General features: G+C 50.5%; 23 protein-coding genes. 7 read left to right on the top strand and 16 right to left on the bottom strand.

The genetic code is table 11. From position 1 onward, the window contains the following. Positions 1-30 precede the first annotated feature (30 nt). The 4 genes from CBR65_RS21420 to CBR65_RS21405 all read left to right on the top strand — a co-directional run bounded on the left by CBR65_RS21420 (position 31) and on the right by CBR65_RS21405 (position 2,831). On the top strand, positions 31-1,182 hold the full coding sequence (locus CBR65_RS21420; protein ID WP_087468748.1) for a cupin domain-containing protein: 1,152 nt from the start codon (positions 31-33) through the stop codon (positions 1,180-1,182). Further along, the gene (locus CBR65_RS21415) at positions 1,175-1,639 is read left to right on the top strand and encodes a GNAT family N-acetyltransferase (RefSeq protein ID WP_087468747.1); all 465 of its coding nucleotides are present in this window, start codon (positions 1,175-1,177) and stop codon (positions 1,637-1,639) included. The genes CBR65_RS21420 and CBR65_RS21415 overlap by 8 nt, the downstream gene beginning before the upstream one ends. 15 nt (positions 1,640-1,654) lie before the next feature. Further along, complete coding sequence (locus CBR65_RS21410) at positions 1,655-2,155, top strand: hypothetical protein (protein WP_087468746.1); 501 nt, start codon at positions 1,655-1,657, stop codon at positions 2,153-2,155. A gap of 241 nt (positions 2,156-2,396) precedes the next feature. Further along, a complete protein-coding gene (locus CBR65_RS21405; RefSeq protein WP_087468745.1) occupies positions 2,397-2,831 on the top strand; it encodes an HU family DNA-binding protein in 435 nt (144 codons plus the stop codon). 200 nt (positions 2,832-3,031) lie between these two features. On the opposite strand, the gene CBR65_RS21400 is transcribed toward CBR65_RS21405, so the two are convergent. Continuing rightward, positions 3,032-3,466, bottom strand: a complete 435-nt coding sequence (locus tag CBR65_RS21400) for an HIT domain-containing protein (protein ID WP_087468744.1) — start codon at positions 3,464-3,466, stop codon at positions 3,032-3,034. Between the two features lie 238 nt (positions 3,467-3,704). Between CBR65_RS21400 and CBR65_RS21395 the strand changes: the two genes are divergently transcribed. Continuing rightward, a complete protein-coding gene (locus CBR65_RS21395; RefSeq protein ID WP_087468743.1) occupies positions 3,705-5,435 on the top strand; it encodes a proline--tRNA ligase in 1,731 nt (576 codons plus the stop codon). Between the two features lie 53 nt (positions 5,436-5,488). Here the strand turns inward: CBR65_RS21395 and CBR65_RS21390 are convergent, their stop codons facing one another. The 7 genes from CBR65_RS21390 to CBR65_RS21360 form a co-directional block, all read right to left on the bottom strand. Continuing rightward, complete coding sequence (locus CBR65_RS21390) at positions 5,489-6,181, bottom strand: LamG domain-containing protein (RefSeq protein WP_087468742.1); 693 nt, start codon at positions 6,179-6,181, stop codon at positions 5,489-5,491. 49 nt (positions 6,182-6,230) lie between these two features. Next, on the bottom strand, positions 6,231-9,359 hold the full coding sequence (locus CBR65_RS21385; RefSeq protein ID WP_087468741.1) for an efflux RND transporter permease subunit: 3,129 nt from the start codon (positions 9,357-9,359) through the stop codon (positions 6,231-6,233). Positions 9,360-9,370: 11 nt separating this feature from the next. Then, positions 9,371-10,450 (bottom strand): efflux RND transporter periplasmic adaptor subunit, encoded by a 1,080-nt coding sequence (locus CBR65_RS21380; RefSeq protein ID WP_232461276.1) that lies wholly within the window; start codon positions 10,448-10,450, stop codon positions 9,371-9,373. A gap of 287 nt (positions 10,451-10,737) precedes the next feature. Then, complete coding sequence (locus CBR65_RS21375) at positions 10,738-11,190, bottom strand: regulatory protein RecX (protein ID WP_198300837.1); 453 nt, start codon at positions 11,188-11,190, stop codon at positions 10,738-10,740. 72 nt (positions 11,191-11,262) lie between these two features. Then, entirely contained in the window at positions 11,263-11,838 is a 576-nt protein-coding gene (locus CBR65_RS21370) for a DUF4136 domain-containing protein (RefSeq protein ID WP_087468739.1), read from the bottom strand. Positions 11,839-12,115: 277 nt separating this feature from the next. Next, positions 12,116-13,159 carry a recombinase RecA gene (gene recA / locus CBR65_RS21365; protein ID WP_087468738.1) on the bottom strand — a complete coding sequence of 348 codons (1,044 nt, stop codon included), beginning with the start codon at positions 13,157-13,159 and terminating at the stop codon, positions 12,116-12,118. 121 nt (positions 13,160-13,280) lie between these two features. Then, positions 13,281-13,793, bottom strand: coding sequence for a CinA family protein (locus CBR65_RS21360; RefSeq protein ID WP_087468737.1), 513 nt, complete (start codon positions 13,791-13,793; stop codon positions 13,281-13,283). 200 nt (positions 13,794-13,993) lie between these two features. Here CBR65_RS21360 and mutS point away from each other — a divergent pair, with 200 nt between their 5' ends. Then, positions 13,994-16,615, top strand: coding sequence for a DNA mismatch repair protein MutS (gene mutS / locus CBR65_RS21355; RefSeq protein WP_087468736.1), 2,622 nt, complete (start codon positions 13,994-13,996; stop codon positions 16,613-16,615). A 145-nt stretch (positions 16,616-16,760) separates the two neighbouring features. Then, positions 16,761-17,084 carry a ferredoxin FdxA gene (fdxA, locus tag CBR65_RS21350; protein WP_087468735.1) on the top strand — a complete coding sequence of 108 codons (324 nt, stop codon included), beginning with the start codon at positions 16,761-16,763 and terminating at the stop codon, positions 17,082-17,084. A 156-nt stretch (positions 17,085-17,240) separates the two neighbouring features. Here fdxA and rpoS read toward each other — a convergent pair whose 3' ends face one another. The 8 genes from rpoS to ftsB form a co-directional block, all read right to left on the bottom strand. After that, positions 17,241-18,251, bottom strand: coding sequence for an RNA polymerase sigma factor RpoS (rpoS, locus tag CBR65_RS21345; RefSeq protein WP_087468734.1), 1,011 nt, complete (start codon positions 18,249-18,251; stop codon positions 17,241-17,243). Between the two features lie 128 nt (positions 18,252-18,379). Continuing rightward, on the bottom strand, positions 18,380-19,213 hold the full coding sequence (locus CBR65_RS21340) for a peptidoglycan DD-metalloendopeptidase family protein (protein ID WP_198300836.1): 834 nt from the start codon (positions 19,211-19,213) through the stop codon (positions 18,380-18,382). 210 nt (positions 19,214-19,423) lie between these two features. Continuing rightward, entirely contained in the window at positions 19,424-20,068 is a 645-nt protein-coding gene (locus tag CBR65_RS21335) for a protein-L-isoaspartate(D-aspartate) O-methyltransferase (protein WP_087469207.1), read from the bottom strand. 134 nt (positions 20,069-20,202) lie between these two features. Beyond that, a complete protein-coding gene (gene truD / locus CBR65_RS21330; RefSeq protein ID WP_087468733.1) occupies positions 20,203-21,216 on the bottom strand; it encodes a tRNA pseudouridine(13) synthase TruD in 1,014 nt (337 codons plus the stop codon). Between the two features lie 33 nt (positions 21,217-21,249). Next, the gene (locus CBR65_RS21325; RefSeq protein ID WP_087468732.1) at positions 21,250-22,218 is read right to left on the bottom strand and encodes a YheT family hydrolase; all 969 of its coding nucleotides are present in this window, start codon (positions 22,216-22,218) and stop codon (positions 21,250-21,252) included. Positions 22,219-22,245: 27 nt separating this feature from the next. Continuing rightward, positions 22,246-22,719 carry a 2-C-methyl-D-erythritol 2,4-cyclodiphosphate synthase gene (ispF, locus tag CBR65_RS21320; protein WP_087468731.1) on the bottom strand — a complete coding sequence of 158 codons (474 nt, stop codon included), beginning with the start codon at positions 22,717-22,719 and terminating at the stop codon, positions 22,246-22,248. Further along, entirely contained in the window at positions 22,716-23,435 is a 720-nt protein-coding gene (gene ispD, locus CBR65_RS21315) for a 2-C-methyl-D-erythritol 4-phosphate cytidylyltransferase (protein ID WP_087468730.1), read from the bottom strand. Before ispD ends, ispF begins: the two co-directional genes overlap by 4 nt. 27 nt (positions 23,436-23,462) lie before the next feature. Then, the gene (gene ftsB, locus CBR65_RS21310) at positions 23,463-23,741 is read right to left on the bottom strand and encodes a cell division protein FtsB (protein WP_087468729.1); all 279 of its coding nucleotides are present in this window, start codon (positions 23,739-23,741) and stop codon (positions 23,463-23,465) included. Positions 23,742-23,792 lie beyond the last annotated feature (51 nt).

The following is a 23,792-nucleotide window of genomic DNA, read 5'->3' as shown; positions in this document are numbered from 1 at the left end:
TGTTCTTCAGTCCCTCACAATGAGACGTTTATGACTCAACCGCTGACCCACCTGGGCGATATGCCTATTGATATTTTTTTGCGCGACTACTGGCAGAAAAAACCCTTGCTGATTCGCAATGCTCTGCCGGATTTTGTATCGCCCCTGGATGGCGACGAGTTGGCCGGCCTGGCCCTGGAAGAAGAGGTGGAATCGCGCCTGGTTGTGGAACATGGCAAGACGCCCTGGGAGTTACGTCATGGTCCTTTCGATGAAAAAACTTTTGCCATATTGCCCGAATCCCACTGGACACTGCTGGTGCAAGCAGTTGATCAATGGGTTCCGGAAGTTCATGAACTTCTGCAGCATTTTCGCTTTATCCCTAACTGGCGCCTCGATGACATCATGATCAGCTATGCGCCGGATCAGGGGAGTGTCGGCCCCCACTTTGATTATTACGATGTGTTTTTATTGCAGGGCGCGGGCAAACGTCATTGGCGTATCGGTCAAATGTGTGATGTTACTTCAGAGCGCGTAGCGGGTACGCCGCTGAATATTCTTAAACACTTTGATGTCGCTGACGAATGGATACTGGAACCGGGTGACATGCTGTACATTCCGCCGGGCGTCGCGCACTGGGGTATTGCCGACGGAGAATGTATCACCTACTCCATCGGCTTTCGCGCGCCCAGCCAGGCCGATATTGTCTGCGAACTGACACAGGATATCGCCAGCCGGTTAACCAACGATCAGCGCTTTCGTGATCCCGATTTAAAAGCCCAGAATAACCCCGGCGAAATCAGTCACGCTGCAGTGGAAAACCTCAAAGACATTCTGCTCGCCCAACTGACCGACGAGAACCTGGCTCATTGGTTTGGCAAGCACATGACCGAACGAAAATATGTTGAAGAAACAGACAGTGAAGAAACGGTCGACAACGACGATTGGCGGGCGGCCATGCGCGAAGAGGAACTCCTGCTCTGGCGTCATCCTGCCGCGCGGTTTGCTTACCATGTCCTGGCGGATAAAACGCTGTTATTTGTGGATGGGCAATCTTTTAGGTGTTCACGGGAGCTGGCCGAAACGCTGTGTCAGATAACAGAAATTGATTGGCCCACCCTGGAACCTTTGCTGGACGACCCACTCAATCTTCCCGTTATGACCGCGTTGATTAACCAGGAAAGCCTGTTACTCGATGAATAAAGCAGCTTGCAAACACCAGCAGGTTTTCTGGTCCGACGCGGAAGCGGTTTTGCGTCATATCCGCACGCGCGTATTCATGGACGAGCAACAGGTTTCCGCCGCAGATGAGTGGGATGGTCAGGATGAAACCGCCATTCATTTTCTGACATCACTGGATAACGGTCAGGCCATTGCAACAGCACGGGTGCTGGTTGAAGCCGATGCGGCAGGCGAATCGCTCTATCATATCGGCCGGGTTGCGGTGTTAAGGGATTATCGCCGAGAGGGTGTTGGCCGCGCATTGATGGCTTATGTTATTGATTGGTGTCTTCAACAATCATCTTCAGCGCGGTTGTACCTCCACGCACAAACCTCGCGCACCGCGTTTTATCAATATCTTGGTTTTGTGCCCCAGGGCACAGAGTTTATGGATGCCGGAATTCCCCATATCACCATGTGGTATCGTCCCGCCCAGTAGCATGGGAGTTTTATCATGAGCCAGACTTCTTCTGTCAGTGATCAATTAATTCTGCTGGAAAATTGCACGGATTTTCAGGAGCACGCCTTGAGCCTGGCGCAGGACGCGCGCCGTCAGATTGCCATCCTCAGTACGGATCTGGATATTGCGGTGTATGACCGTGATGAATTTGTGAGCGCAATATCTCAATTGGTTCGCAACAGCCGCTTCGCTCAAGTGCAAATTCTGGTCAAAAATACCAAGCCTTTAATTGAACGGGGCCATAAACTGGCGCGGCTGTCGCAACGATTATCCAGTAAGGTTCTGTTGCGCAAGCTAACCATCCAGCCAGAAAATGCCGATATGGGTTTTATGTTGCGCGATAACGATGGCTTATTGTTCAAGAACGATGACCTGGTCTTTCGCGGCTTCGCTAATTATGCAGCGGCGGTCGAAGTGAAACGTTTGCGCGAAACCTTTGACTACCTGTGGCAATACGCAGAACCTGAACCCGATCTCCAACTGCTGCACATTTAATGGCTAAAAACAGCGTTTTTTTCGAGGAAAACGCTACTTTCTTGTTGCCGATTCAATTTTTATACTATATATATAGCGTCAACCTTTGTGGTGGGCGCTTTAAGCCTATAAAAACAGGGGTTTTTGAAGACGCTGTCGATAAAACTTTCTGTTTAAACAATGGTCAGGTATTCAATTCAACCCCTCGTTGCATGCAGTTAACCGCTGTATGTTTTACTTGAATAATTAAAAGGAAACCAATATGGCCGCTAAAAAACCAGCCGCAAAACCAGCCAAAGCCGCAGCCAAGCCTGTTGCTAAAAAAGCACCTGCTAAAGCGCCCGTCAAAAAAGTTGCTGCTAAAGCTGCTCCTGCTGTTGTTAAGCCCATTGCAGAGCGCCAGAACAAAACCCAGATGCTGACTCAAATTGCTGATGCAACTGAGCTGAGCAAAAAGCAAGTGCAGTCCGTATTGGACGAGCTGACCAATATCATTGAAGGTCACGTTAAGAAAAAAGGTGTGGGCGAATTCGTTCTGCCAGGTCTGCTGAAGATCACCACTGTGAAAAAGCCGGCGACCAAAGCGCGTAAGGGCATCAACCCTTTCACTGGCGAAGAAGTGATGTTCAAAGCCAAGCCAGCCAGCACTTCTGTTAAAGTGCGTCCGCTGAAAAAACTGAAAGAGATGGCGCTTTAATATCAGCCTGATTTTGGTTAATAAAAAACCCCGCAATGCGGGGTTTTTTATTTATGGCCAGTAGTGTTGTTTGAAAGGCACTTCGTCGTCCGTTTGTCATTAGGGCCTTGGTTTCGAAACCCTCAATTCAGGGATGAATTGAGGGAGCTACAGGGATGTATTCATGCGTTTTCGAAACCAAGTCCCTAACGACAAACGGATCACATAGAGGGGCGGATAATCTCAAAGCCTTCGCCCACTAACGCATTTTGTATACGTTTGATGCGATCTTGCAGTTGTTCAGGGGTGTAATCCAATATATTGGCCTTACCCCAGATCGGCTGTGGCCAGGCAGGATCGTCGGAGAAACGGGCGATGTGATGAACGTGCAGTTGGCGCACTACATTGCCTAAGGCCGCTACGTTCATTTTATGGGCATCGAAGAGACTGGTCATGACTTCTGACAAGCGGCAGGATTCGCGTATCAGTTGCAGTTGGTCTTCTTCGCTGAGATGGTGGATTTCGTATACATCCTCCCGTTCGGGGACGAGGATGCACCAGGGATAGTTGGCATCTTTGCTCAGTAATAACAGAGATAACGTAAAGCGCCCGATGATGACAGAATCCTGCGCGAGTCTGGGGTGAAGTTCAAACATAGCAATTACCTTTTAGCAAAATCGGAATCCTGCCGCCGCATAAATCGACGAATCTGTGAAGATGCCTTCTGTACCGCGCGCATCAAGCACCGTAGAATAAGCGCCTTTGATCCCGAGTGTCACGATGAATTGAGCAGCCGCCTTATGGCATAGACAGGTATCTGTGTGCCAGGTTCGCTGCGCGTCGGGGTCCAACATTCACCTCCCAGTATAGTCATTGAAATAAGAAGCCACGTTTATGCGCGCTACCCGTTTTTTAATTGCCACGCTCAAAGAAACGCCCGCCGATGCAGAAGTGATCAGCCATCAATTGATGCTGCGCGCAGGCATGATTCGTAAACTTGCCTCCGGACTCTACACCTGGTTGCCCTTGGGCTTGCGCGTGCTGCGCAAGGTAGAGCGCATCATTCGCGAGGAGATGGACAAGTCCGGCGCGCAGGAGGTGCTGATGCCAGTGGTTCAGCCCAGCGAGCTGTGGATTGAATCAGGCCGTTGGGAGCAATATGGTCCTGAGCTGTTGCGGATTAATGATCGCCACGACCGCGCCTTCTGCCTCGGCCCAACACACGAAGAAGTCATCACCGATTTGATTCGCAACGAGCTGAACAGCTATAAGCAGTTACCGGCGAATTTTTATCAGATACAGACCAAATTCCGCGATGAAATCCGGCCCCGTTTCGGTGTGATGCGTTCGCGTGAATTTATTATGAAGGACGCTTATTCTTTCCATGCGACCCAGGAATCCTTGCAGGATACTTACGATGTGATGCATCGCACTTACTGCAATATCTTCAGCCGCATCGGATTACAATTTCGGCCAGTACTCGCCGATACCGGTTCGATTGGTGGCGCTTTCTCCCACGAATTCCACGTACTCGCCGCCAGCGGTGAAGATGCAATCGCGTTTAGCAGCGGCAGCGATTACGCCGCGAATATTGAAAAAGCCGAGGCGTTGCCACCGGCATCTGCACGGCCAGCACCCAGCCAGTTATTGCATGAAGTCGCTACACTTCAACAACATACTATCGATGAAGTCAGCGCTTTCCTCAAAGTCTCCCCGTCACAGGTTGTCAAAACCCTGATCGTATTGGGCGAAGCAGAAGCCGGTAAAGAGCAACCCCTGGTCGCGCTGGTATTGCGTGGTGATCATGAGCTCAACGATATCAAGGCTGAAAAATTAACTGGCGTCGCGGCACCGCTCACCTTTGCGCCGGAAGCGCGTATCAAGGCAGAGCTTGGAGTTGGTTTAGGCTCGATCGGCCCGGTGGGTTTGCAAATTCCGGTCATTGTGGACCACGCCGCCGCGCATCTGGCTGATTTCGTATGCGGTGCCAATAAAGATGGTTTCCATTTAACCGGGGTGAATTGGGAGCGCGATCTTCACGTGCCCATGGTGGCAGATATTCGCAATGTGGTGGCCGGTGACGCCAGCCCGGACGGTATGGGTACGCTGGATATCAAACGCGGTATTGAGGTGGGCCATATCTTCCAACTCGGCACCAAATATTCTGAAGCGCTCAAAGCGCGCGTGTTGGATGAAAACGGTAAAGAACAAACCATGATCATGGGTTGTTACGGTATCGGTGTGACGCGTGTCGTCGCCGCGGCTATTGAACAGAATTTTGATGAGAACGGCATTATCTGGCCCGATGCTATCGCGCCTTTCCATGTGGCGCTGATTCCCATCAACATCAGCAAGTCACCGGCGGTCGCGCAAAAATGCGAAGCACTGTATACAGAATTACAAGCTGCCGGCATTGACGTTTTGTTTATGGATGATGAAAAAGCGCGCCTGGGTGTGATGCTGGCCAATACCGAATTAATGGGTATTCCGCACCGCATCGTAGTGGGAGATCGCGGCCTGGAAAGTGGCACCCTGGAGTACAAAGGTCGTCGCGATGCAGATAAACAGGAAATACCCGCCGGTGAAGTCGTAAGCTTCCTGACGAATAAAATCAAGCAGGATTAACGTTGTTTATAAACAGGTTCATCAATACAGATGAACCTGTTTTCTTTCAACAATTATTCCGCAGAAAAATTGTCAAGCTGCATGAATTGCTCCGGCAATAACACCTGATGAGTAATCCGCGCGGCCAATATCGCTCCGTTAAACCAATGCACTTCGTTCATCCGCGCACCGATTGATGTCTTACCGGTTTTGGCAATAGGCAGGTAATCAACCTCCGCCGACAATTCTTTCTTTCCGTTTACAAACGCTGTGAATTGGCGATCCTTATAGGTGATTGCCGCGTGAGTCCATTGTTCCATAGGATGAACCAGACTCGAATCGATCAGCGTGTATTGCGACACCTCGGATTTAATATAAGTGTCCAGATACCACTGACGTTGATCATTCAAACGCAACTCTATAGTAATGCGGCGGTTGGGATTCTCCGGTGCTTCAATATGAAAGAAACGCGGCTCAAGGTTTTCGGGATAGGCGTCGTTGGGTTTAAAGATAATCTCCACAGTAAATTCGCTCGCACCGTCCAGTGGATTATCATCCACCAACAAGCGATCACCATCGCCATCAAACATCACGGCCGTGCCGTAGACGGAGTCCACCAATTGCGGATTGCCTTGTGTTACTACCGGCAGGCCCGCAATCTGCTCAAGAGAATCAATACGCCATAGATATTGTTGCGGCTGGTTGGCGCAACCTGTGCCTACCAGCAAAATACAAAATAGCAATGTTTTTATCGTGGTTGATCTCATAGCTTTCTCTCTTTTTTGTTTTGATTTTCTTTGATGGTGCTTTTTGTGATTAATCGGACTTTGATTTGTCATCGTTATAATAATCCCGATGAGCCTGGTCGAGCTTGCGGCTGACATCACCGGGCGAACCGGTTTTACGAGCCAACAAACTATAGGCCACCGGCACGACAAATAATGTCAGAAACGTGGCCAACAACACGCCAAATATCACCACAATACCAATAACAAATCGGGTTTCCGAACCGGCGCCGCTGGAGATCACCAAAGGCACAGCTCCCGCCACCGCCGTTAAGCTGGTCATTAAAATCGGACGCAATCGCGCTGAAGAAGCCTCCAATAACGCCTGATGAAATTCTACACCGCGATCACGCAACTGGTTAACAAATTCCACAATCAAAATGCCGTTCTTGGCTGCCAGCCCGATCAACATGATCAAACCGATTTGCGAATATAAATTAAACGAGTTGCCTGTGATGTACAGCCCCAACATACCACCGAGAATCGCCAGGGGTACCGTCAGCATGATGACAAACGGGTGAATATAACTCTCGAATTGTGCTGCCAACACCAGAAACGTAATCAGGATACCGAGCAAAAAGATAAACATGACCGAACTGCCGGCGGTTTGAAAATCCCTCGATAAACCTTTGTAATCCACAACCGCAGAATCCGGCAAATGTTCTCGCACCAGACCATTTAGGTAGTCCAGCGCTTCACCCAGCGCCAGCTCTTCGGAAAGGTTTGCCTCTATTGTTAACGAGCGGACTCGATTGTAGCGATTCAAGCGGCTGGCATCGGCCATCTCACGCAACTGCACCAGATTTGCCAGGGGGATCAATTCACCAGAGTGCTCCGAGCGCACGTACATGTTTTGCAAGCTGGTGGTAGTACGCTGCTCATCGCGTTCACCTTGCAGGATCAAATCGTATTCTTCACCATCATCAATGTAAGTTGTAACCCGGCGCGAACCCAACATGGTTTCCAGTGTCCGACCGATGTTGTTGACGCTCACGCCTAAATCCGCTGCACGGTTGGTGTCGATAATGACTTCGACCTGCGGCTTGGTTTCCTTGTAATCCCAGTCGATGCTTTCGAGGCCGGGGTTACTGGCTTCGATTTTTTCTAACATGATATCGCGCCACTCGGCCAACTCATTATAAGAGCCACCACCGATAACAAATTGCACCGGTTTTTGTGTCTGCGAACCGAACCCCTGACGCATTACCGGCGCCGCTGTCACGCCGGGTAAATCGCTGAGCTTCGCGCGGATTTCATCCATCACCACAAATGCGCTGCGTCGCAGACTCCAATCGTTCATCACAGCAATGATAATCCCGCTGTTAAAATTTTCTGCCGTGCCAAAGGAGCGCGGCGAGCGCACCATCAAACGACTTATTTCATTGGTATCCACATACACCATCATGCGTTTTTCAATTTCGTTCATGTACTCTTCCATGTAGGAAAAGCTAGCACCTTCCGGTCCGTTGACCATGACAAAAAATGTACCCCGGTCTTCACGAGGCGCGTATTCGGAAGGAATTAAGCGCGATAGCATAAAAGTCGCAAATAATAATCCAGCAAAAATCACTACCACGAGCTTGCTGCGATTCAGGCAGGCGTTGATCGAACGCGTGTAGTAGTGACGCAGGCACATGGTCCATTCGTTGATTTTATCGACCAGTTTATTTTTATGGTCGTTACGTTTAAGAAACTGGGACGCCAGCATGGGCGAAAGCGTCAAGGCGATGAGCGATGAAAATGCCACAGAGGCCGCCATGGTTATCGCAAATTCGGAAAACAGGCGGCCGATATCACCCTTCAGGAAAACAATCGGCACAAAGATCGCAATCAACACCAGGGTGGTTGCAATAACGGCAAAGCCCACTTCGCGCGTACCGTCGAACGCCGCCAGTAACGGCGGTTTATTTTTTTCTTCCATATGGCGAACAATATTTTCCAGCACCACAATTGCATCATCCACCACCAGTCCGATAGCCAGTACCAGTGCCAACAGCGTTAACATGTTGACCGAGAAACCCAGCACAGCAAGCACCGTAAATGTTGCAATGATAGAAACCGGTACAGCCACCGCCGGCACAAGCATGGCACGCACACTGCCGAGAAACAGATAGATAACCAATACCACCAGAAAAATGGCGATGCCCAGCGTGAGATACACTTCTTCGATCGCGCGTTCAACAAAGATAGAACTGTCATAGCTGTCTTCAATGCCCATGCCATCCGGCAAGTTAGCGACGATGCGATCACGCTCTGCTTTTACACCGCGCGCTACATCAATGGTGTTGGCAGTGGATTGTTTACTGATACCAATCCCGACTTGATTGACGCCATTACCGCGAAACATATTGCGGTCTTCTTCCGTTCCTTTTTCAACCCGCGCTACATCACCCAGACGAATCAGGTAACCATCTTCACCGCGCTGCAACACCAACTGGGAAAAATCCTCAGCGGTGAGATAATTGCGGGCCATGCGCACCGTAAACTGTCGCTCCTCAGATTCGATACTGCCCGCCGGCAGCTCAACATTTTCTGCGCGCAAGGCATCTTCAACATCATTAACGGTCAGGTGGCGCGCCGCCAGTTCACGACGATCCAGCCAGATACGCATGGCGTAACGTTTTTCACCACCAATCCTCACGCGCGCCACACCATCCACCACAGAGAAACGGTCTACCAGATATCGCTGTGCATAATCAGAGAGTTCCGGCGTGGTCATATTGTCACTGGTAAAGTTAAACCACAGGATGACGTCTTCATCTGAACTCACCTTTTCAACTTCCGGTGGTTCAGCTTCGATGGGTAAATTACCCAACACACGGGATACACGGTCACGAATATCGTTTGCCGCCGCGTCCATATCCTGCCCGACATCGAACTGCACCACGATGTTGGAGCGACCATTTTCACTGCTGGATTCAATGTAACGAATGCCCTCCACGCCGGAGATGCGATCTTCAATAACTTTGGTGATACGTGTTTCAACAATGCTGGCTGCAGCCCCGGGATAATCCGTGCGAATCGACACCACTGGCGGATCGATATCAGGGTATTCGCGTAGTGTCAGGCGCTCGAAAGCCACCAAACCAAAGGCGATGAGAAGAATGGAAATAACGGAAGCAAAAACCGGGCGTTTGATCGAGACATCGGAGAGTAGCATGTGGGTTACCCTCAGGATTTAGTTGAATCGATCAGTTCAGATAAACTTTCCTCACCGGTTTCTTCGGCGGTGATATTGATCAGCGTACCAGCGCGAATTTTTTGTAAGCCATGGGTTACCACTTTTTCGTCGGCGTCCAATCCATTGAGGATTTCCACAAAACCGCGCAGGCGTTGACCAATAGTGACCTGACGACGCTCTACCGTAAACGTTTCACCCTGGGGCTGAACCACAAACACAAAATTATCACTTCCCAAAGGGACCAGCGCCGCTTCAGATATCACCAACGCTTCTCGCTTGTTGGCATAGAGGTTAATACTCATCAGCATGCCCTGCTTTAACTCGCGATCATCATTGGGCAACAGGGCTCGTACAGTAATCGCACGGGTCACGGGATCAATCTGATTATCGATGCTGTAGATCTTACCTTCGAATACCTTATCGCCCAGCGCACGGCTCTTGGCCATGATAGGTAAATCAACTTGTAAACTGCGCAGATAAATCGCCGGCACCGTAAAATCAAGTTTCATACGGCTGTCGTCATTGATGGTGGTGATTAAATCTCCGGGGGAAACCAGGGCGCCGACGCTGATATTGCGCAGGCCAACGACGCCGCTGAACGGCGCATCGAGATGCAGGTCTTGCAAACGCGCATCAATAGCAAGGTAACGTGCGTGAGCCGATTCGTATTCACGCATGCGCTGATCAAGCAAGGATTGGGAAGCAGCCCTGGTTTCAACCAGAGAGCGAACCCGCTCCATTTGCTTGCGTGCTTCTTCCATATTGAAACGCGCTTCATCTAACAGTGCCCGCTCCTCGGCGTTAGTCATTTCCACTAACACCTGGCCTTTTTTTACACGCTGGCCGTCATCAAAATTAATATTCGTCACTGTCTTGGTAACGTTGGACGTTAAGCGAATGGATTCATTGGCCCGCAAAGTACCCAGGGCTTCAATGCGACTTTCGAGCGGTTGTGATGTGACGGCCTGAACAATGACATCGACTGCTTTCGTGGTTTGTGCCATCAGGGGTGGGACTAACATCATCAGTGAGCCAAATAAAATAGCTCCCGGCAGGTGCAATCGCATCATCACTTTCTCTCTTATTACCCGATCTGCCTTAGGGCAGGAATCATTTTTGGCGCAGACTCTATCACATCTTTCAGCATGAAATATAAAACATCCATGCCAACCATTTACGCGGTTAAAAGTGGAAAGATTGGGCTGAGAGAGACGACGCCATGCGTTAACGCTGGTTTATCTCGAAAGATTACGCTGATGATGAGACAAGCGATAAGCAGTTAACAATTGTTTACAGTGATATAACACTTGTTAACCGGTTGAAGAGACGGGAGGCCATTGGCCCGATAAACAAACATTTATTCAGTAGCTTTAATTGCCGAGGAGATTTGCGGTTGCGTGAAACCCCGGTATTGAAGAAATCGCATCTGACGCGCCTTTTCTTTCATATCCTGCGGCTCAGAAATACCAAAACGTTTATGCCTTTCCGCAACAGCCAGCTCAAACCAATCCTGGTCGGAAGAATCAAGATATAGATTAATCAAGGTTTCGCTGATACCTTTTTCTTTCAACTCCAAAGCTATGCGTATCGGCCCTTTACCTTGACGTTTGCGCATGATTATAAAAGCTTCTGTATAACGTTCATCGCTTTGAAGATTCTCAGCGGTTAATACAGCGATAACGGCAGCGACATCAGCCCCCTCAAAACGTGGCGCAAGCTTCCGGCGCAATTCATGTGCGGAATGTTCGCGCATTGCCAGCAAGTTCATGGCAGCCAACCTGATATCGGAAGTCGTCTTGTTATCAGCCACGAGAGGCTCGTCCTTATTACATCATTCAAAAAAATGGCCGCAAAGCGGCCATGGGTTTACAAATTTTTCACATTACATTGGTGGAAATTTACTGATAATTTCAACAACCGCGCTGGTCAAAATTTCTCGTTGCTCTTGGGGGGTTAAGCCGCTGCGCAGACGTTTTTCCGATACACCCCGCCAAATAGGCTTTTCCGTTTTCGCATCAACGATATCAACGATCAAACTCCCTTGGTTGTACACGCGAGCCGAGCCGGTGGTGCCGTAAAACAGCGGTGCTGGATAGTAATAACGGTAACCTCTGCCATAGTAGCCATAACCGTAGAGACGATCATAGGTTCCCGGGTCCAGTTTTTCTTCAATAACAATATGATAGTTCACCAGAAAATCAGGTTTGGTATCAGCCGGTGGCTGCTGATAACGCTGACCTAACTCCCGGTCAATAACGGAATGTATATGGCTAAATGTAAAAGGAGAAATGAGGATTTCATCCTTCGTTTCCTGCCGGGCTTCTGCTACGTGGTAGGTTTTCAGGGTAGAAAAGTCATAACCCGAAAGATAATCAGTGACAACATACGGTTTACTTGAGCATGCACCCAATATGGCGAGCGTCAGAAACAAACCAATCAGGTTACTAAAGCGAATCATTTCACACCTCTACTTTACTTTCGGCTTATAGGTTTTAACGGAGTAATGATGAAATCTGATACGCAGCATACCCACCACATTGTCAGCGCGCAACTTATCACTATTTATCGCTTCGCCCCGCTATTCCACCTGAAAATCTGCATAGCCATGTAATCGACAGTAGCTGGATAAAAATTCGACTCTGCCTCAATAGTGAAGTTCAGCCGCACTCAAGGGAGATTCTGAAAGGAACGACGGAAACCAGGCCATCCAAAGCCCGATTTCCGTCACAGACGATTTAAGACATTTCTACTTCATCTTCTGAGTCAGCGCTGGTGCCGAGCGACAACTGCGGTGTGTTAAGGAGTTCGGCCCGAACCTTCTGCTCCAGCTCTTTGGCGATCTCCGGATTTTCCTGCAGAAATTTCATGACATTGTTTTTACCCTGGCCAATCTTATTGCCCTGGTAGCTATACCAGGCTCCTGCCTTGTCAACCATGCCAAGCTTGACTCCATAGTCGACAATCTCACCCATACGGTTGATGCCGCTGCCGTACAGGATCTGGAATTCCGCCTGCTTGAAGGGTGGAGCAACCTTGTTCTTCACCACTTTTACGCGCGTTTCGGAACCGATCACTTCTTCGCCTTCTTTTACAGCACCAATACGGCGAATATCCAGACGCACTGAAGCATAAAATTTCAGCGCATTACCACCAGTAGTGGTTTCCGGGTTACCAAACATAACACCGATCTTCATCCGGATCTGGTTGATGAAGATCACCAGACAGTTAGCATTTTTGATATTACCGGTGATTTTACGCAAGGCTTGTGACATCAAACGCGCCTGCAAACCGACGTGGTGATCACCCATTTCGCCTTCAATTTCCGCACGGGGCGTCAGTGCAGCTACAGAGTCCACAACCAATACATCCACCGCACCGGAGCGCACCAGCATATCGGTCACTTCCAGAGCCTGCTCGCCGGTGTCCGGCTGGGAAATAATCAGGTCTTCCACTTTAACGCCAAGCTTGGCGGCATAAATCGGATCAAGCGCGTGCTCCGCGTCGATAAAAGCGCAGTTACCGCCTTGCCTTTGAGCTTCGGCGATAACCTGTAAAGTCAGGGTTGTTTTACCGGAAGATTCCGGCCCATAAATTTCAATAATCCGGCCTTTGGGCAAACCACCGATTCCCAGTGCTACATCCAGCCCCAGTGAACCCGTAGAAATCGCTGGAATGGCAACCTGCTCCCGGTCGCCCATGCGCATCACAGTACCCTTACCAAATTGACGTTCGATTTGACTCAGGGCTGCTTGTAGCGCCTTTTCTTTATTCGCATCCATCCGACACCTCAACTTAAATGAAAAAATGATCTGAATTTGTGTGGCTTGTTTTGCCAATCTTTTACTTACTACTGGCGAAAGCATACACCAAAAAGCTGTATACGCAAACAGTACTGTTAATTTATTCAGGTTTTTTTGATTGCTCGCCCAACAGCGCCAACAGCCCTTCCAAAGCAATAACAACAGCCTGTTGCTGAATCTGATTGCGATCACCGTCAAGCTGATAGCAGCTTGTTATTGGCTGACCTTTGGCAATCGCCCATGCGAACCAGACCGTGCCGACCGGCTTTTCTGCACTGCCGCCACCCGGCCCGGCGATGCCGCTGACCGCAACCGCAATGTCAGCCCCCGTTAGCGATAAGGTTCCGGCAGCCATTTGGCGCACGACATTTTCACTGACGGCTCCTTCATTCGATAAGGTCTCGCTATCCACACCGAGCAGATGCTGCTTCGCGGCATTGGCATAGGTAACCAGACCATACTCAAACCAGTTAGAGCTGCCGGGAATGGCGGTAATAGCCGCCGCTATACCACCACCCGTGCATGATTCCGCTGTGGCTACACGCCATTGGCGCAGCTGTAGCGCGTCACCCAATTCAGCCGCCAACTGCAGCAGGGGCTTATGATCTGTCATCGGTAAACTCCGCTTAACCTTCGGGAAAGTATGCCAGTGCTGTGTCGAGGGCAAGCATTTTAATGATCTATCAGCGTCAGGCCGAGCGACTTTTCGCTATTTGAAAGCCACTCTCAATAAACGTAAACTTGGCTCCCTTTTTACACGGCACATCCGGCTACCGCAGCCATTCATTTTCTTCTGCTGATACAACACATCCTATGACCATATCGACCCAAGATCTTTCATCACAAACGCCCATGATGCAGCAATATCTGCGCATCAAAGCGCAACACCCCCACGAACTGGTGTTTTACCGTATGGGTGATTTCTATGAGTTGTTTTTTGATGATGCGAAGAAGGCTGCCGATTTGCTGGATGTGACCCTGACCGCGCGCGGTAAGTCCAATGGGGAGCCCATTCCCATGGCTGGCATTCCCTTTCACGCTGCTGATGGCTACCTGGCCAAACTGGTCCGGGCGGGCGTATCAGTGGCGATCTGCGAACAGATCGGTGATCCCGCCACCAGCAAAGGCCCGGTAGAGCGTAAGGTCGTGCGAATTGTCACCCCGGGAACCGTCAGCGACGAAGCGCTGTTGGACTCGCGCCGCGATAATCTGCTGGTCGCGGTACACCAGCATTTGGATACTTTTGGTATTGCCTCGCTGGATATGGCGAGTGGCCGCTTTCTGGTTCTGGAGGTGGAAGGCGTGGATTCGGTGTTAGGTGAGCTGCAACGCCTGAATCCAGCCGAACTGTTGATCAGCGATCATCTCTCCCTGCCCGAACTGACCGAAAACCGCAAAGGCTTGCGCCGACGCGGCCCCTGGGAATTCGAGCTAGAAACAGCGCAGCGCTTACTCATTCAACAGTTCGGCACCCAGGACCTTGCCGGCTTCGGCTGTGATCATCTCCAGGTGGCTATTGCCGCTGCCGGTTGCCTGCTGAGTTATGCCCGCGAAACCCAGCGCACCGCCCTGCCTCACGTACGCAGCCTTGCTCATGAGAATCGTGATGAGGCAGTCATCATGGACGCCGCCACACGACGCAACCTGGAGCTGGATACCAACCTCAACGGCGGCGATGAACATACGCTATTTTCAGTTCTTAATTGCGCAGCAACTAGCATGGGCAGCCGTTTGCTGCGACGCTGGCTTAATCGCCCGCTACGCGACCTATCTACCTTGCTCGCCCGTCAGGCAGCTATCGCCGAGCTGCAACAGAATTATGGCTTTGAGTTAGTCCATGGCATTCTCAAGCGGGTCGGCGATATGGAGCGCATCCTTGGTCGGCTGGCCCTGCGCTCATCCCGTCCGAGGGATTTGTCACGTCTGATGATGTCCCTGGCGACCTATCCGGAGTTGCAAAGCGAACTAAGTGGGGCGCAGTCACCGCATCTGCAACAATTGGTTCGCCAGATCGGTACTTTTCCTGAACTAGTGGATCTGCTTACACGAGCAATCATTGAAAACCCGCCGGTTGTTATCCGCGAAGGCGGCGTTATCGCACCGGGTTATGATGCCGAACTGGACGATCTGCGCAACATCAGCACCAACGCCGGGGATTATCTGGTTGAACTGGAAAGGCGAGAGCGCGAGCGTACCGGTATTCCAACCTTGAAAGTCGGGTACAACCGGGTGCATGGTTATTTCATTGAACTCACCAGTGCACAGTCGGACAAGGCACCCTCCGATTACATTCGTCGCCAGACACTCAAAAATGCTGAACGCTACATCACACCAGAACTAAAAGAATTTGAGGATAAAGCCCTCTCCGCCAAAAGCCGTGCCCTGGCGCGTGAGAAAGCACTTTATGAAGAGCTGCTGGATATTCTGAATGAGCAATTGCTGCCCTTGCAGGACTCCGCTGCCGCCGTATCAGAGCTGGATGTCATCACCACTCTGGCTGAACGCGCCGATAGCCTGGGATTTAGCCGTCCAACCCTCAAGGCTGAGCCCGGCATTCATATCCAGGGCGGCCGTCACCCGGTCGTGGAGCAGGTAACCAGCGCGCCTTTTGTACCCAATGACCTGGTATTCCATGGCGACCGCCATATGCTGATCATCACCGGTCCAAACATGGGCGGTAAATCAACCTATATGCGGCAAGCGGCACTGATTGTACTGCTGGCCCATATCGGCAGTTTTGTCCCTGCGCAGGCGGCTGAAATCGGAGTTGTAGACCGTATCTTCACCCGTATCGGTTCTTCGGATGACCTTGCCGGCGGGCGCTCGACCTTCATGGTGGAGATGACCGAAACCGCTAACATCCTGCACAATGCAACTGACCGCAGCCTGGTACTCATGGATGAGATTGGACGCGGTACCAGTACCTTTGACGGCCTCGCCCTGGCGTGGGCCTGTGCGCGACATCTGGCAGAACAATTACGTGCATACACACTTTTCGCGACGCATTATTTTGAGATTACCAGCTTGCCGGATGCTATTCCTGGCATCGCCAACGTTCATCTGAACGCGACCGAGCACAACGACAACATTGTCTTCCTGCATAAAGTACAGGAAGGCCCCGCTAGCAAGAGTTATGGCCTACAGGTTGCCAAGCTGGCAGGCATCCCCACATCGGTTTTGCGTCAGGCGCAGGACCAATTACATCTTCTGGAACAAGGCGAGCATCCTCATCAACCCGCCAAAACTACTCATGATACTCAGGAACAATCCTCTGCCACGGCACAAGCAGGCGCGCCTTTACAAGGCGGTTTATTTGATGCCATGCCCGACCCGACGGTTGAAGCATTAAAGAAAATTAATCCCGACAATTTGTCACCCCGCGAGGCGCTGGAACAACTGTATCGACTGAAGGAGATTTTGAATAAGGGGAAGTAAGGCTGGCGCTGCCTTAACACTAAAAAATAATCATTCTCATGTGAAGAAGCTCATCAATTTTAGTGATAAGTAAAAGCCTACCAAAATACCCAAAGGGTGTTTAAAATGGCCGCTCTTTTGAAAACGGTAATTTGTGGAGTCACCTATGACTTTTGTAGTTGGGGAAAATTGCATTAAGTGTAAGCACACTGATTGTGTGGAAGTTTGTCCTGTAGATTGCTTCTACGAAGGCCCCAATTTTTTGGTGATCCACCCGGATGAATGTATCGACTGTGCGCTATGTGAACCTGAATGTCCGGTTGACGCCATCTTCTCTGAAGATGAGTTACCCGAAGACCAAGCGGTATTTCTGGAATTGAATGCCGAGTTGGCGGAAGTGTGGCCCAACATCACCGAGATGAAAGACGCCCTGCCCGACGCCGAAGAATGGGATGGCGTGCCCGGTAAATTGCAGCACCTGGAACGTTGATTCCGAAAACAAAAAACCGCGCAATGCGCGGTTTTTTTCTGCCTGTCTTTTCGCTTGCGATAGCCGCTTTTAAAAATCCGGACACCTTGTCGATACATCATCGGCCAAAATAAAAAGGCAGCCTGAGCTGCCTTTTTATTTATTGCCTGGAGTGTTTTATGCGCTGAACAAAGCCTCGCTGTTCAAGCCCTGTTTCTCCATGATGTCACGCAGGCGTTTCAAGGCTTCAACCTGAATCTGACGTACACGCTCACGCGTCAAACCAATTTCATGTCCGACCTCCTCCAGGGTACTCACTTCGTGACCCCGCAGTCCGAACCGGCGCGCCAGAACTTCACGTTGTTTTTCAGTCAGTTCTTCCAGCCAACCATCCAGACTGGCGGTGAGGTCACTGTCTTGCAAGAGTGCAGCAGGATCGGAAACATGAGTGTCGGCAATGGTATCGACAATGGTACGGTCAGATGAAGCACCCACCGGTGTATCAACGGAGGTAACCCGCTCGTTCAATCCGAGCATACGCTCCACATCAGAGACCGGTTTTTCCAGGAGATTAGCGATTTCTTCAGGGGTTGGTTCGTGATCCAGCTTTTGCGCCAGCTCACGTGCTGCGCGCAGATAAATATTCAGTTCTTTTACGACATGAATCGGCAGGCGAATCGTGCGCGTCTGATTCATGATGGCGCGTTCGATAGTCTGGCGAATCCACCAGGTAGCATAAGTTGAGAAACGGAATCCGCGCTCCGGATCAAATTTTTCCACGGCGCGAATCAGACCCAGATTGCCTTCTTCAATCAAATCCAGTAACGCAAGGCCACGATTAACATAACGGCGGGAAATCTTCACGACCAACCGCAGATTACTTTCAATCATGCGTTTACGTGCCGCGTCATCGCCTTTGAGAGCCTTGCGCGCAAAATAGACTTCTTCTTCCGCGCTCAACAGCGGAGAGAAACCAATTTCGTTTAAATAAATTTGGGTAGCATCAAGTGTTTTGTTGAATTTGTCGTCAACGATTCGCTCGCTGGCAACACGTGGGACAGGCTTGGGAAGATCGTCATCATCGTCGTTATCTGCTAACAGGATATCGTTTTCTTCAAAATCGATATCTTGCGCAAGGAACACATCATCACGATCGTATGTGTTGGATTCCCTATTTTCTGTAGTCATTTTTTAGCCCCTTATTTCAGTTTGCTGGTTGGCTTTCGTTGCCTGTTTTTCCAGCGTACACAAGCTGCACCTTGTACTTCCCGTTTAGCAACGGTGGTCGGCTTACGCCTGAACAGGGTGGATTCATTTTAACGCTTGGGCAGGTATTTCATGGGATCTACCGGAGTGCCTTCGCGACGTATCTCAAAATGAAGTTTTACCCTGTCGGTACCGCTTGAACCCATATCGGCAATTTTTTGCCCGGCTTTAACCACATCGCCTTCCTTTACCAACAAATGATGGTTGTGTGCATAGGCACTCAGGTAGGTTTCATTGTGTTTAATGATGAGCAATTTACCGTAACCGCGCAGTCCGCTTCCTGCGTACACGATCTGTCCCGAGGCTGCTGCAAGCACAGGCTGTCCCAAATTGCCGCCGATATCAATACCCTTGTTGAGGCCATTATTGCCATGAAATCCGGAAAGCACTCTGCCCTGGACAGGCCACTGCCATTTGGGCGTGCCAGTTAACAGCGGCGGCTGCGATGTTGAAGTTGTTTTCGGTGTTTTATTTTCCGAACGAGTTGCTGTCGTTGGTCGTGCCGGGGTTGCACGTGGTGGCTGACTCACCGGAGCGGCTTTAGGTCGGGGAACTACCGCCGTTGCACGAGGTGTAGCGGGCGCTGCAACACCCACATCAAGGCGGATCTTCTGACCGGGATAGATGGTATATGGCGGATTGATTCTATTGTGATTTGCTAGTTGCCGGTAATCCAATCCATAGCGCCAGGCAATAGAAAAAAGGGTTTCTCCGCGGCTGACGTGATGTGCGGCCGGATTCTGGATTTTTCGGCTCGGTGGCTGAACACGATCTACCACCTGGGCCGGTTGAGGGGAGCCACAGGCAAGCAAACCCAGGAACATGATCGATATAGCGATCAAGCGACCAAAGATTAACGGCTTTTTGTGGTACCGCTGTAGCATACAAAAACTCAGTCCGGCAGGTTAATTTTTAATCGCCTTTATTAATTTTAGAACTTAATAAAAAAAACTTATTATAAAAATATCTAACTTTTTATTACTCAGTGAGACATAAAAAGGGTCATTTTTCCTGTTTTTCCGAAGTTAAGCTCTAAAAACCCGATTCTCTGGTGAAAATTTTTACACATGTTATTAGATGCGCCATCTCTAACCTCAGCGAGTCGTGCCAGATAAAAGTGGGACAAATTTGACCGGTTCCAGCTTCTGCGTAACAAATTTATCGGTATCGCCATCACGCATCACCAGATGCAATTCCTGCTCTTGCCCCCCCACGGGAATCACTAAAACGCCGTTAGGTGCCAACTGGGCAAGTAACTCATCGGGAACCGCCCGGGGCGCCGCTGTGCTGAGTATGCCATCATAAGGCCCCATCTCTGGCCAACCATATCCCCCATCGGCATGTTTAAGCTGAACATTGCGCAAACCCAATTGGCGCAGTCGATCACGCGCTTTGTCTTGTAGGGGTTTGATACGTTCCACGCTAAAAACCTGACCGACCAATTGCGCGAGGATGGTAGTTTGATACCCGGACCCCGTACCTACTTCCAAAACCTTTTCAAGTTTACCGCCGCTGGCTCCCAACAGGATTTCCGTCATACGCGCCACTATGTAAGGTTGGGAAAGCGTTTGGCCGTAGCCGATGGGTAGCGCGGTATCTTCATAGGCGCGGTGAGAGAGGGCTTCATCCAGAAAGATATGGCGTGGTGTGTTGCGAATGACGTCCAGGACGCGGATGTTGGTAACGCCCTGTTCACTCAGGCGTTGTATCAAACGTTCACGGGTGCGTTGCGAGGTCATACCAATGCCCTCGAAGATCAAACTGCTCACGCTCAGCCCTCACCTTTTTCTGTACCCGGTTCTTTAGCTGACGGGTTCATTGTTATCTGGCTACCACAGCAGCCACCCCAAAATTGGCCAACTATACCATACTCTCACTGCGCTTCAGGTTTTCCCTCGGCAGCCCCAACAAGGTTCGTCGGAGCGGATTGCAGCACTAAAATTTCGCGCAATAGCGCCGTCGCAAATTCACCGCTCCCGAGCGCAAAACTGATCACCAGATGCTGTGCGGTCACACCATCTTCCCAATGCCAGCTCAACGCTTGAGGACGCAATACCAAAGGCCGACGCTCCTGATGCAGGCCGACATGCTCCAGTGCATTACACCACTCAGTCCAATCCTTTAGTGCTTCCTGCTCCACCGCCAAGGTTGCCGATGAACTGGTCAGCCGGCCACGCCCCCAGAGCGGGCCACTGGGCGCAGCTTCAGGATCACCTGACAACAGCATAGACCAATTGCTTTCCTGCACCCGAGCGGCCACAACCAGATTAAATAAATACGAGCGCGCTGCCGACAACACCAGACCACGTTTTTGTTTATCGCGAATCGCTTTGCCGGCAAAAAGCTGTTGCGCCAACACTAAATTATTACCTTGATGACCGAAGCGTTGTTCACCGAAATAATTGGGTACACCTTGGGCACTGATAAGTTGCAGGCGCTGTTCAGTATCGCTCACCGCGGCGGCCTGAACATTGCGCAGCCGAATGACAAATTTATTTTCCTCGTGATCGCCGCGACGCAGTTTGCGCGAATGTCGATGCCGCGCGAGAAGTTGTACCGAATCACTATTCAACAATTGCCAATCAGGTTCCTGTCCCTTGGGTAAATAAACACTGAACCATTGTGTGGTAACGGCATGCCGGTCTTTACGTCCACCATAACCCACATCATTGATGCTGACCTGTGCCAAATGTGCAATCTGCTCCGCAACCCAGGCAGTATTCTCACCGCGCTTGCGAATATGCAAATACACATGTTCACCCTCCTCCTGCGGCTCAAAGCCCAGGACTTCATCCACCTGGAAGTCCTCCGGCAGTAAACGAAAATCACCGACGTGTGTCGGTGAACCGAACGCACAGGGAAAATCCAACGGAAATTGTGCAGACATAACGCAGTAAAACTCTTAAGAAGAAAGTGAATATCAGTATTGAGCGAAGTAATGTAAAAACCGCCGATCCATCCACCAATCGCCAGCATGACTTAAATAACCGACGTGGCCACCGGTCCTGGTCAATTCGAGTGTGAGCAGTGAATGATGTTGTGCTTCGACCAGCGGATAACATGCCGCATTTAAAAATGGATCATTTTGCGCATTAACCAATAACGTGGGTACAGCAATGTTGTGTAGGAAATATTTTGCACTGCAACGAGCATATAGATCTTCCGCACTGGCAAAACCATTCAGTGGCGCAGAAACATAATGGTCGTAATCGCGCAGAGTATTTATCTTGTCGAGTACAGAAAGATCAATAGTGCCGGGAAATTTTTTAGCTTTACGACGCAAGCGCTTTTTCATATCACCGACAAAACGCAGTCGATAAATCATTTTGCTCCAGTGATCCAGGGTTTGCACACAACCGGCCAAATCAACCGGTACCGATGCCGTTGCAGCACAACGAACGCCGCGCGCTTGCGCTTTATCACCTTGTTCACCCAACCATTTCAGTAGGATATTGCCACCAAGTGAATAGCCTGCTAAATAAATTTCACGGTAACCTTGTTGTTCAGCCCAGACCACCATCGCGTCAAGATCTTCGCTGCAACCGGAGTAATACAACTTGGCCAGACGGTTATCAGTTTCTCCACAACCGCGCAGGTTCCAGGCGAGCACATCAAAACCGCTCTTCCGCGCCGCGTGACAAATACCCAATACATAAGGTTGACGCGAACTGCCTTCCAAACCGTGGGTGGCGATCAATAATTTACGCGGCTGGTCGGCGGAAATATCCGCTGTATAAAAATCGGCGGCGAGTTGGTCACCATCCGGGAGATCGATAAAACGAATATTTGTTGACGACGACAGAGGTCGCATAATGACCGGCATCAAGGTTTGCATATGCCCGCCGGGCATCCACCAGGGAGAACGAAATTCAGAATGGATAATGGGCATGGTGGAATATCCTTTTCACGACTGGCATCACAGCTTGGTCAGCAACACAACAGCATACGCGGCAATGCCTTCTTCGCGTCCGGTAAAACCCAAACGCTCTGTCGTGGTAGCTTTAATATTGATCTGGTTCAGTTGACACTGTAAATCTTCTGCCACATGGCCGACCATGTGAGGAATATAATTCGCCATGCGCGGCGCCTGGGCAACGATAGTCATATCCGCATTTTCCAGGCACCAGCCATTGGCTTTTACTTTGCTGTAAACCATGCGCAGTAATGCGCGGCTGTCCGCATTGCGGTATTGCATATCGGTATCGGGAAAATGTTTGCCTATATCGCCCAAGGCTGCCGCGCCTAATAACGCATCACTTAATGCGTGTAAAAGTACATCGCCATCTGAGTGTGCAACCAAGCCGTGATGGTGAGGAATTACTACTCCGCCAATAACAATCTTGTCACCGACACCGAAGGCGTGAACATCGTAGCCATGCCCGATTCTCATATTGTATCTTCCTGTTGCTGCAAGATAGTGTGCGCCAATGCCAGGTCTTCCGGTCGGGTAATCTTGATGTTATCTGCGCGACCTTCAACAACGCGATGGGAATGACCATTGGCTTCCAGTGCGGATGCCTCGTCGGTGATGGCTTGTCCGCTTGCCAGCGCGCTGGCGAGTGATGCGCGCAATAAACCGTAACGAAACAGTTGTGGCGTTTGTGCTTGCCAAAGCTCGCGACGATCCATGGTAGCAATAATAGTCCCGTTTACATCGACCCGCTTGATGGTATCGCTGACCGGCACCGCCAAAATGCCTCCCACCGGATCTTCTGCCAATTCCGCGCACAAGGTTTGAACAAGCGAAAGCGTGATACAAGGTCGCGCGGCATCGTGCACCAGCACCCAGTCTTCGGCGTGCGCCTGTTCCGCCAACGTATTTAATGCATTCAAAACTGAATCGCTGCGCTCAGCGCCACCGTCGACACGGGTAATGCGTGGGTCAGAACTGATCGGCAACTGCGGCCAGTTGTTATCCGTCGGACTGACAGCAACCAGCAAGCCGGATACCGTGGGCAAACAGAGCAGCCGCTCAAGCGTGTGTTCGAGGATTGTTTTACCTGACAGGGTTAAATACTGCTTTGGTATCGCCGCGCCCATACGGCTACCGACACCGGCAGCCGGTACGATAATCCAATAACGCGGTGAGGTATCTGAGTGAGCCATGGAGTGGTTAAGCAAGGGCTGACCGGACTACTGTCGGGGTTCGAGAATCATAAAAAATGTCTCGTCTTTTTTGATCATACCGATGTCATTACGCGCGCGCTCTTCCACACTGTCGAGGCCGGTTTTCAGGTCTTCAACCTCAACCGCAAGAATCCGGTTGCGTTCGCGTAACCGACTATTATCCGCTTGTTGTATCTTGATCTCCCGCTCCAGTCGATTGACATCGGCAAGGCTACCTTCGCTGATCCACAGACGATACTGTAGTGCAGCCAGCAGAATGATCAAAATACCCAGCATCCATTTCATAATGGCGTCAGTTGCTCATGAGTGATGATCGGCAATCTTACACAATTGTGG

The organism is Cellvibrio sp. PSBB006, from assembly GCF_002162135.1.
Classification (GTDB): domain Bacteria; phylum Pseudomonadota; class Gammaproteobacteria; order Pseudomonadales; family Cellvibrionaceae; genus Cellvibrio.
This window is presented reverse-complemented; position numbering and strand designations above follow the sequence as displayed.

Bases quoted from the DNA above. Each gene is read 5' to 3' on its own strand.
- CBR65_RS21420 (WP_087468748.1), top strand. From the start codon at position 31: ATGACTCAACCGCTGACCCACCTGGGCGATATGCCTATTGATATTTTT.
- CBR65_RS21415 (WP_087468747.1), top strand. From the start codon at position 1,175: ATGAATAAAGCAGCTTGCAAACACCAGCAGGTTTTCTGGTCCGACGCG.
- CBR65_RS21410 (WP_087468746.1), top strand. From the start codon at position 1,655: ATGAGCCAGACTTCTTCTGTCAGTGATCAATTAATTCTGCTGGAAAAT.
- CBR65_RS21405 (WP_087468745.1), top strand. From the start codon at position 2,397: ATGGCCGCTAAAAAACCAGCCGCAAAACCAGCCAAAGCCGCAGCCAAG.
- CBR65_RS21400 (WP_087468744.1), bottom strand. From the start codon at position 3,466: ATGTTTGAACTTCACCCCAGACTCGCGCAGGATTCTGTCATCATCGGG.
- CBR65_RS21395 (WP_087468743.1), top strand. From the start codon at position 3,705: ATGCGCGCTACCCGTTTTTTAATTGCCACGCTCAAAGAAACGCCCGCC.
- CBR65_RS21390 (WP_087468742.1), bottom strand. From the start codon at position 6,181: ATGAGATCAACCACGATAAAAACATTGCTATTTTGTATTTTGCTGGTA.
- CBR65_RS21385 (WP_087468741.1), bottom strand. From the start codon at position 9,359: ATGCTACTCTCCGATGTCTCGATCAAACGCCCGGTTTTTGCTTCCGTT.
- CBR65_RS21380 (WP_232461276.1), bottom strand. From the start codon at position 10,450: ATGATGCGATTGCACCTGCCGGGAGCTATTTTATTTGGCTCACTGATG.
- CBR65_RS21370 (WP_087468739.1), bottom strand. From the start codon at position 11,838: ATGATTCGCTTTAGTAACCTGATTGGTTTGTTTCTGACGCTCGCCATA.
- recA (WP_087468738.1), bottom strand. From the start codon at position 13,159: ATGGATGCGAATAAAGAAAAGGCGCTACAAGCAGCCCTGAGTCAAATC.
- CBR65_RS21360 (WP_087468737.1), bottom strand. From the start codon at position 13,793: ATGACAGATCATAAGCCCCTGCTGCAGTTGGCGGCTGAATTGGGTGAC.
- mutS (WP_087468736.1), top strand. From the start codon at position 13,994: ATGACCATATCGACCCAAGATCTTTCATCACAAACGCCCATGATGCAG.
- fdxA (WP_087468735.1), top strand. From the start codon at position 16,761: ATGACTTTTGTAGTTGGGGAAAATTGCATTAAGTGTAAGCACACTGAT.
- rpoS (WP_087468734.1), bottom strand. From the start codon at position 18,251: ATGACTACAGAAAATAGGGAATCCAACACATACGATCGTGATGATGTG.
- CBR65_RS21340 (WP_198300836.1), bottom strand. From the start codon at position 19,213: ATGCTACAGCGGTACCACAAAAAGCCGTTAATCTTTGGTCGCTTGATC.
- CBR65_RS21335 (WP_087469207.1), bottom strand. From the start codon at position 20,068: ATGACCTCGCAACGCACCCGTGAACGTTTGATACAACGCCTGAGTGAA.
- truD (WP_087468733.1), bottom strand. From the start codon at position 21,216: ATGTCTGCACAATTTCCGTTGGATTTTCCCTGTGCGTTCGGTTCACCG.
- CBR65_RS21325 (WP_087468732.1), bottom strand. From the start codon at position 22,218: ATGCCCATTATCCATTCTGAATTTCGTTCTCCCTGGTGGATGCCCGGC.
- ispF (WP_087468731.1), bottom strand. From the start codon at position 22,719: ATGAGAATCGGGCATGGCTACGATGTTCACGCCTTCGGTGTCGGTGAC.
- ispD (WP_087468730.1), bottom strand. From the start codon at position 23,435: ATGGCTCACTCAGATACCTCACCGCGTTATTGGATTATCGTACCGGCT.
- ftsB (WP_087468729.1), bottom strand. From the start codon at position 23,741: ATGAAATGGATGCTGGGTATTTTGATCATTCTGCTGGCTGCACTACAG.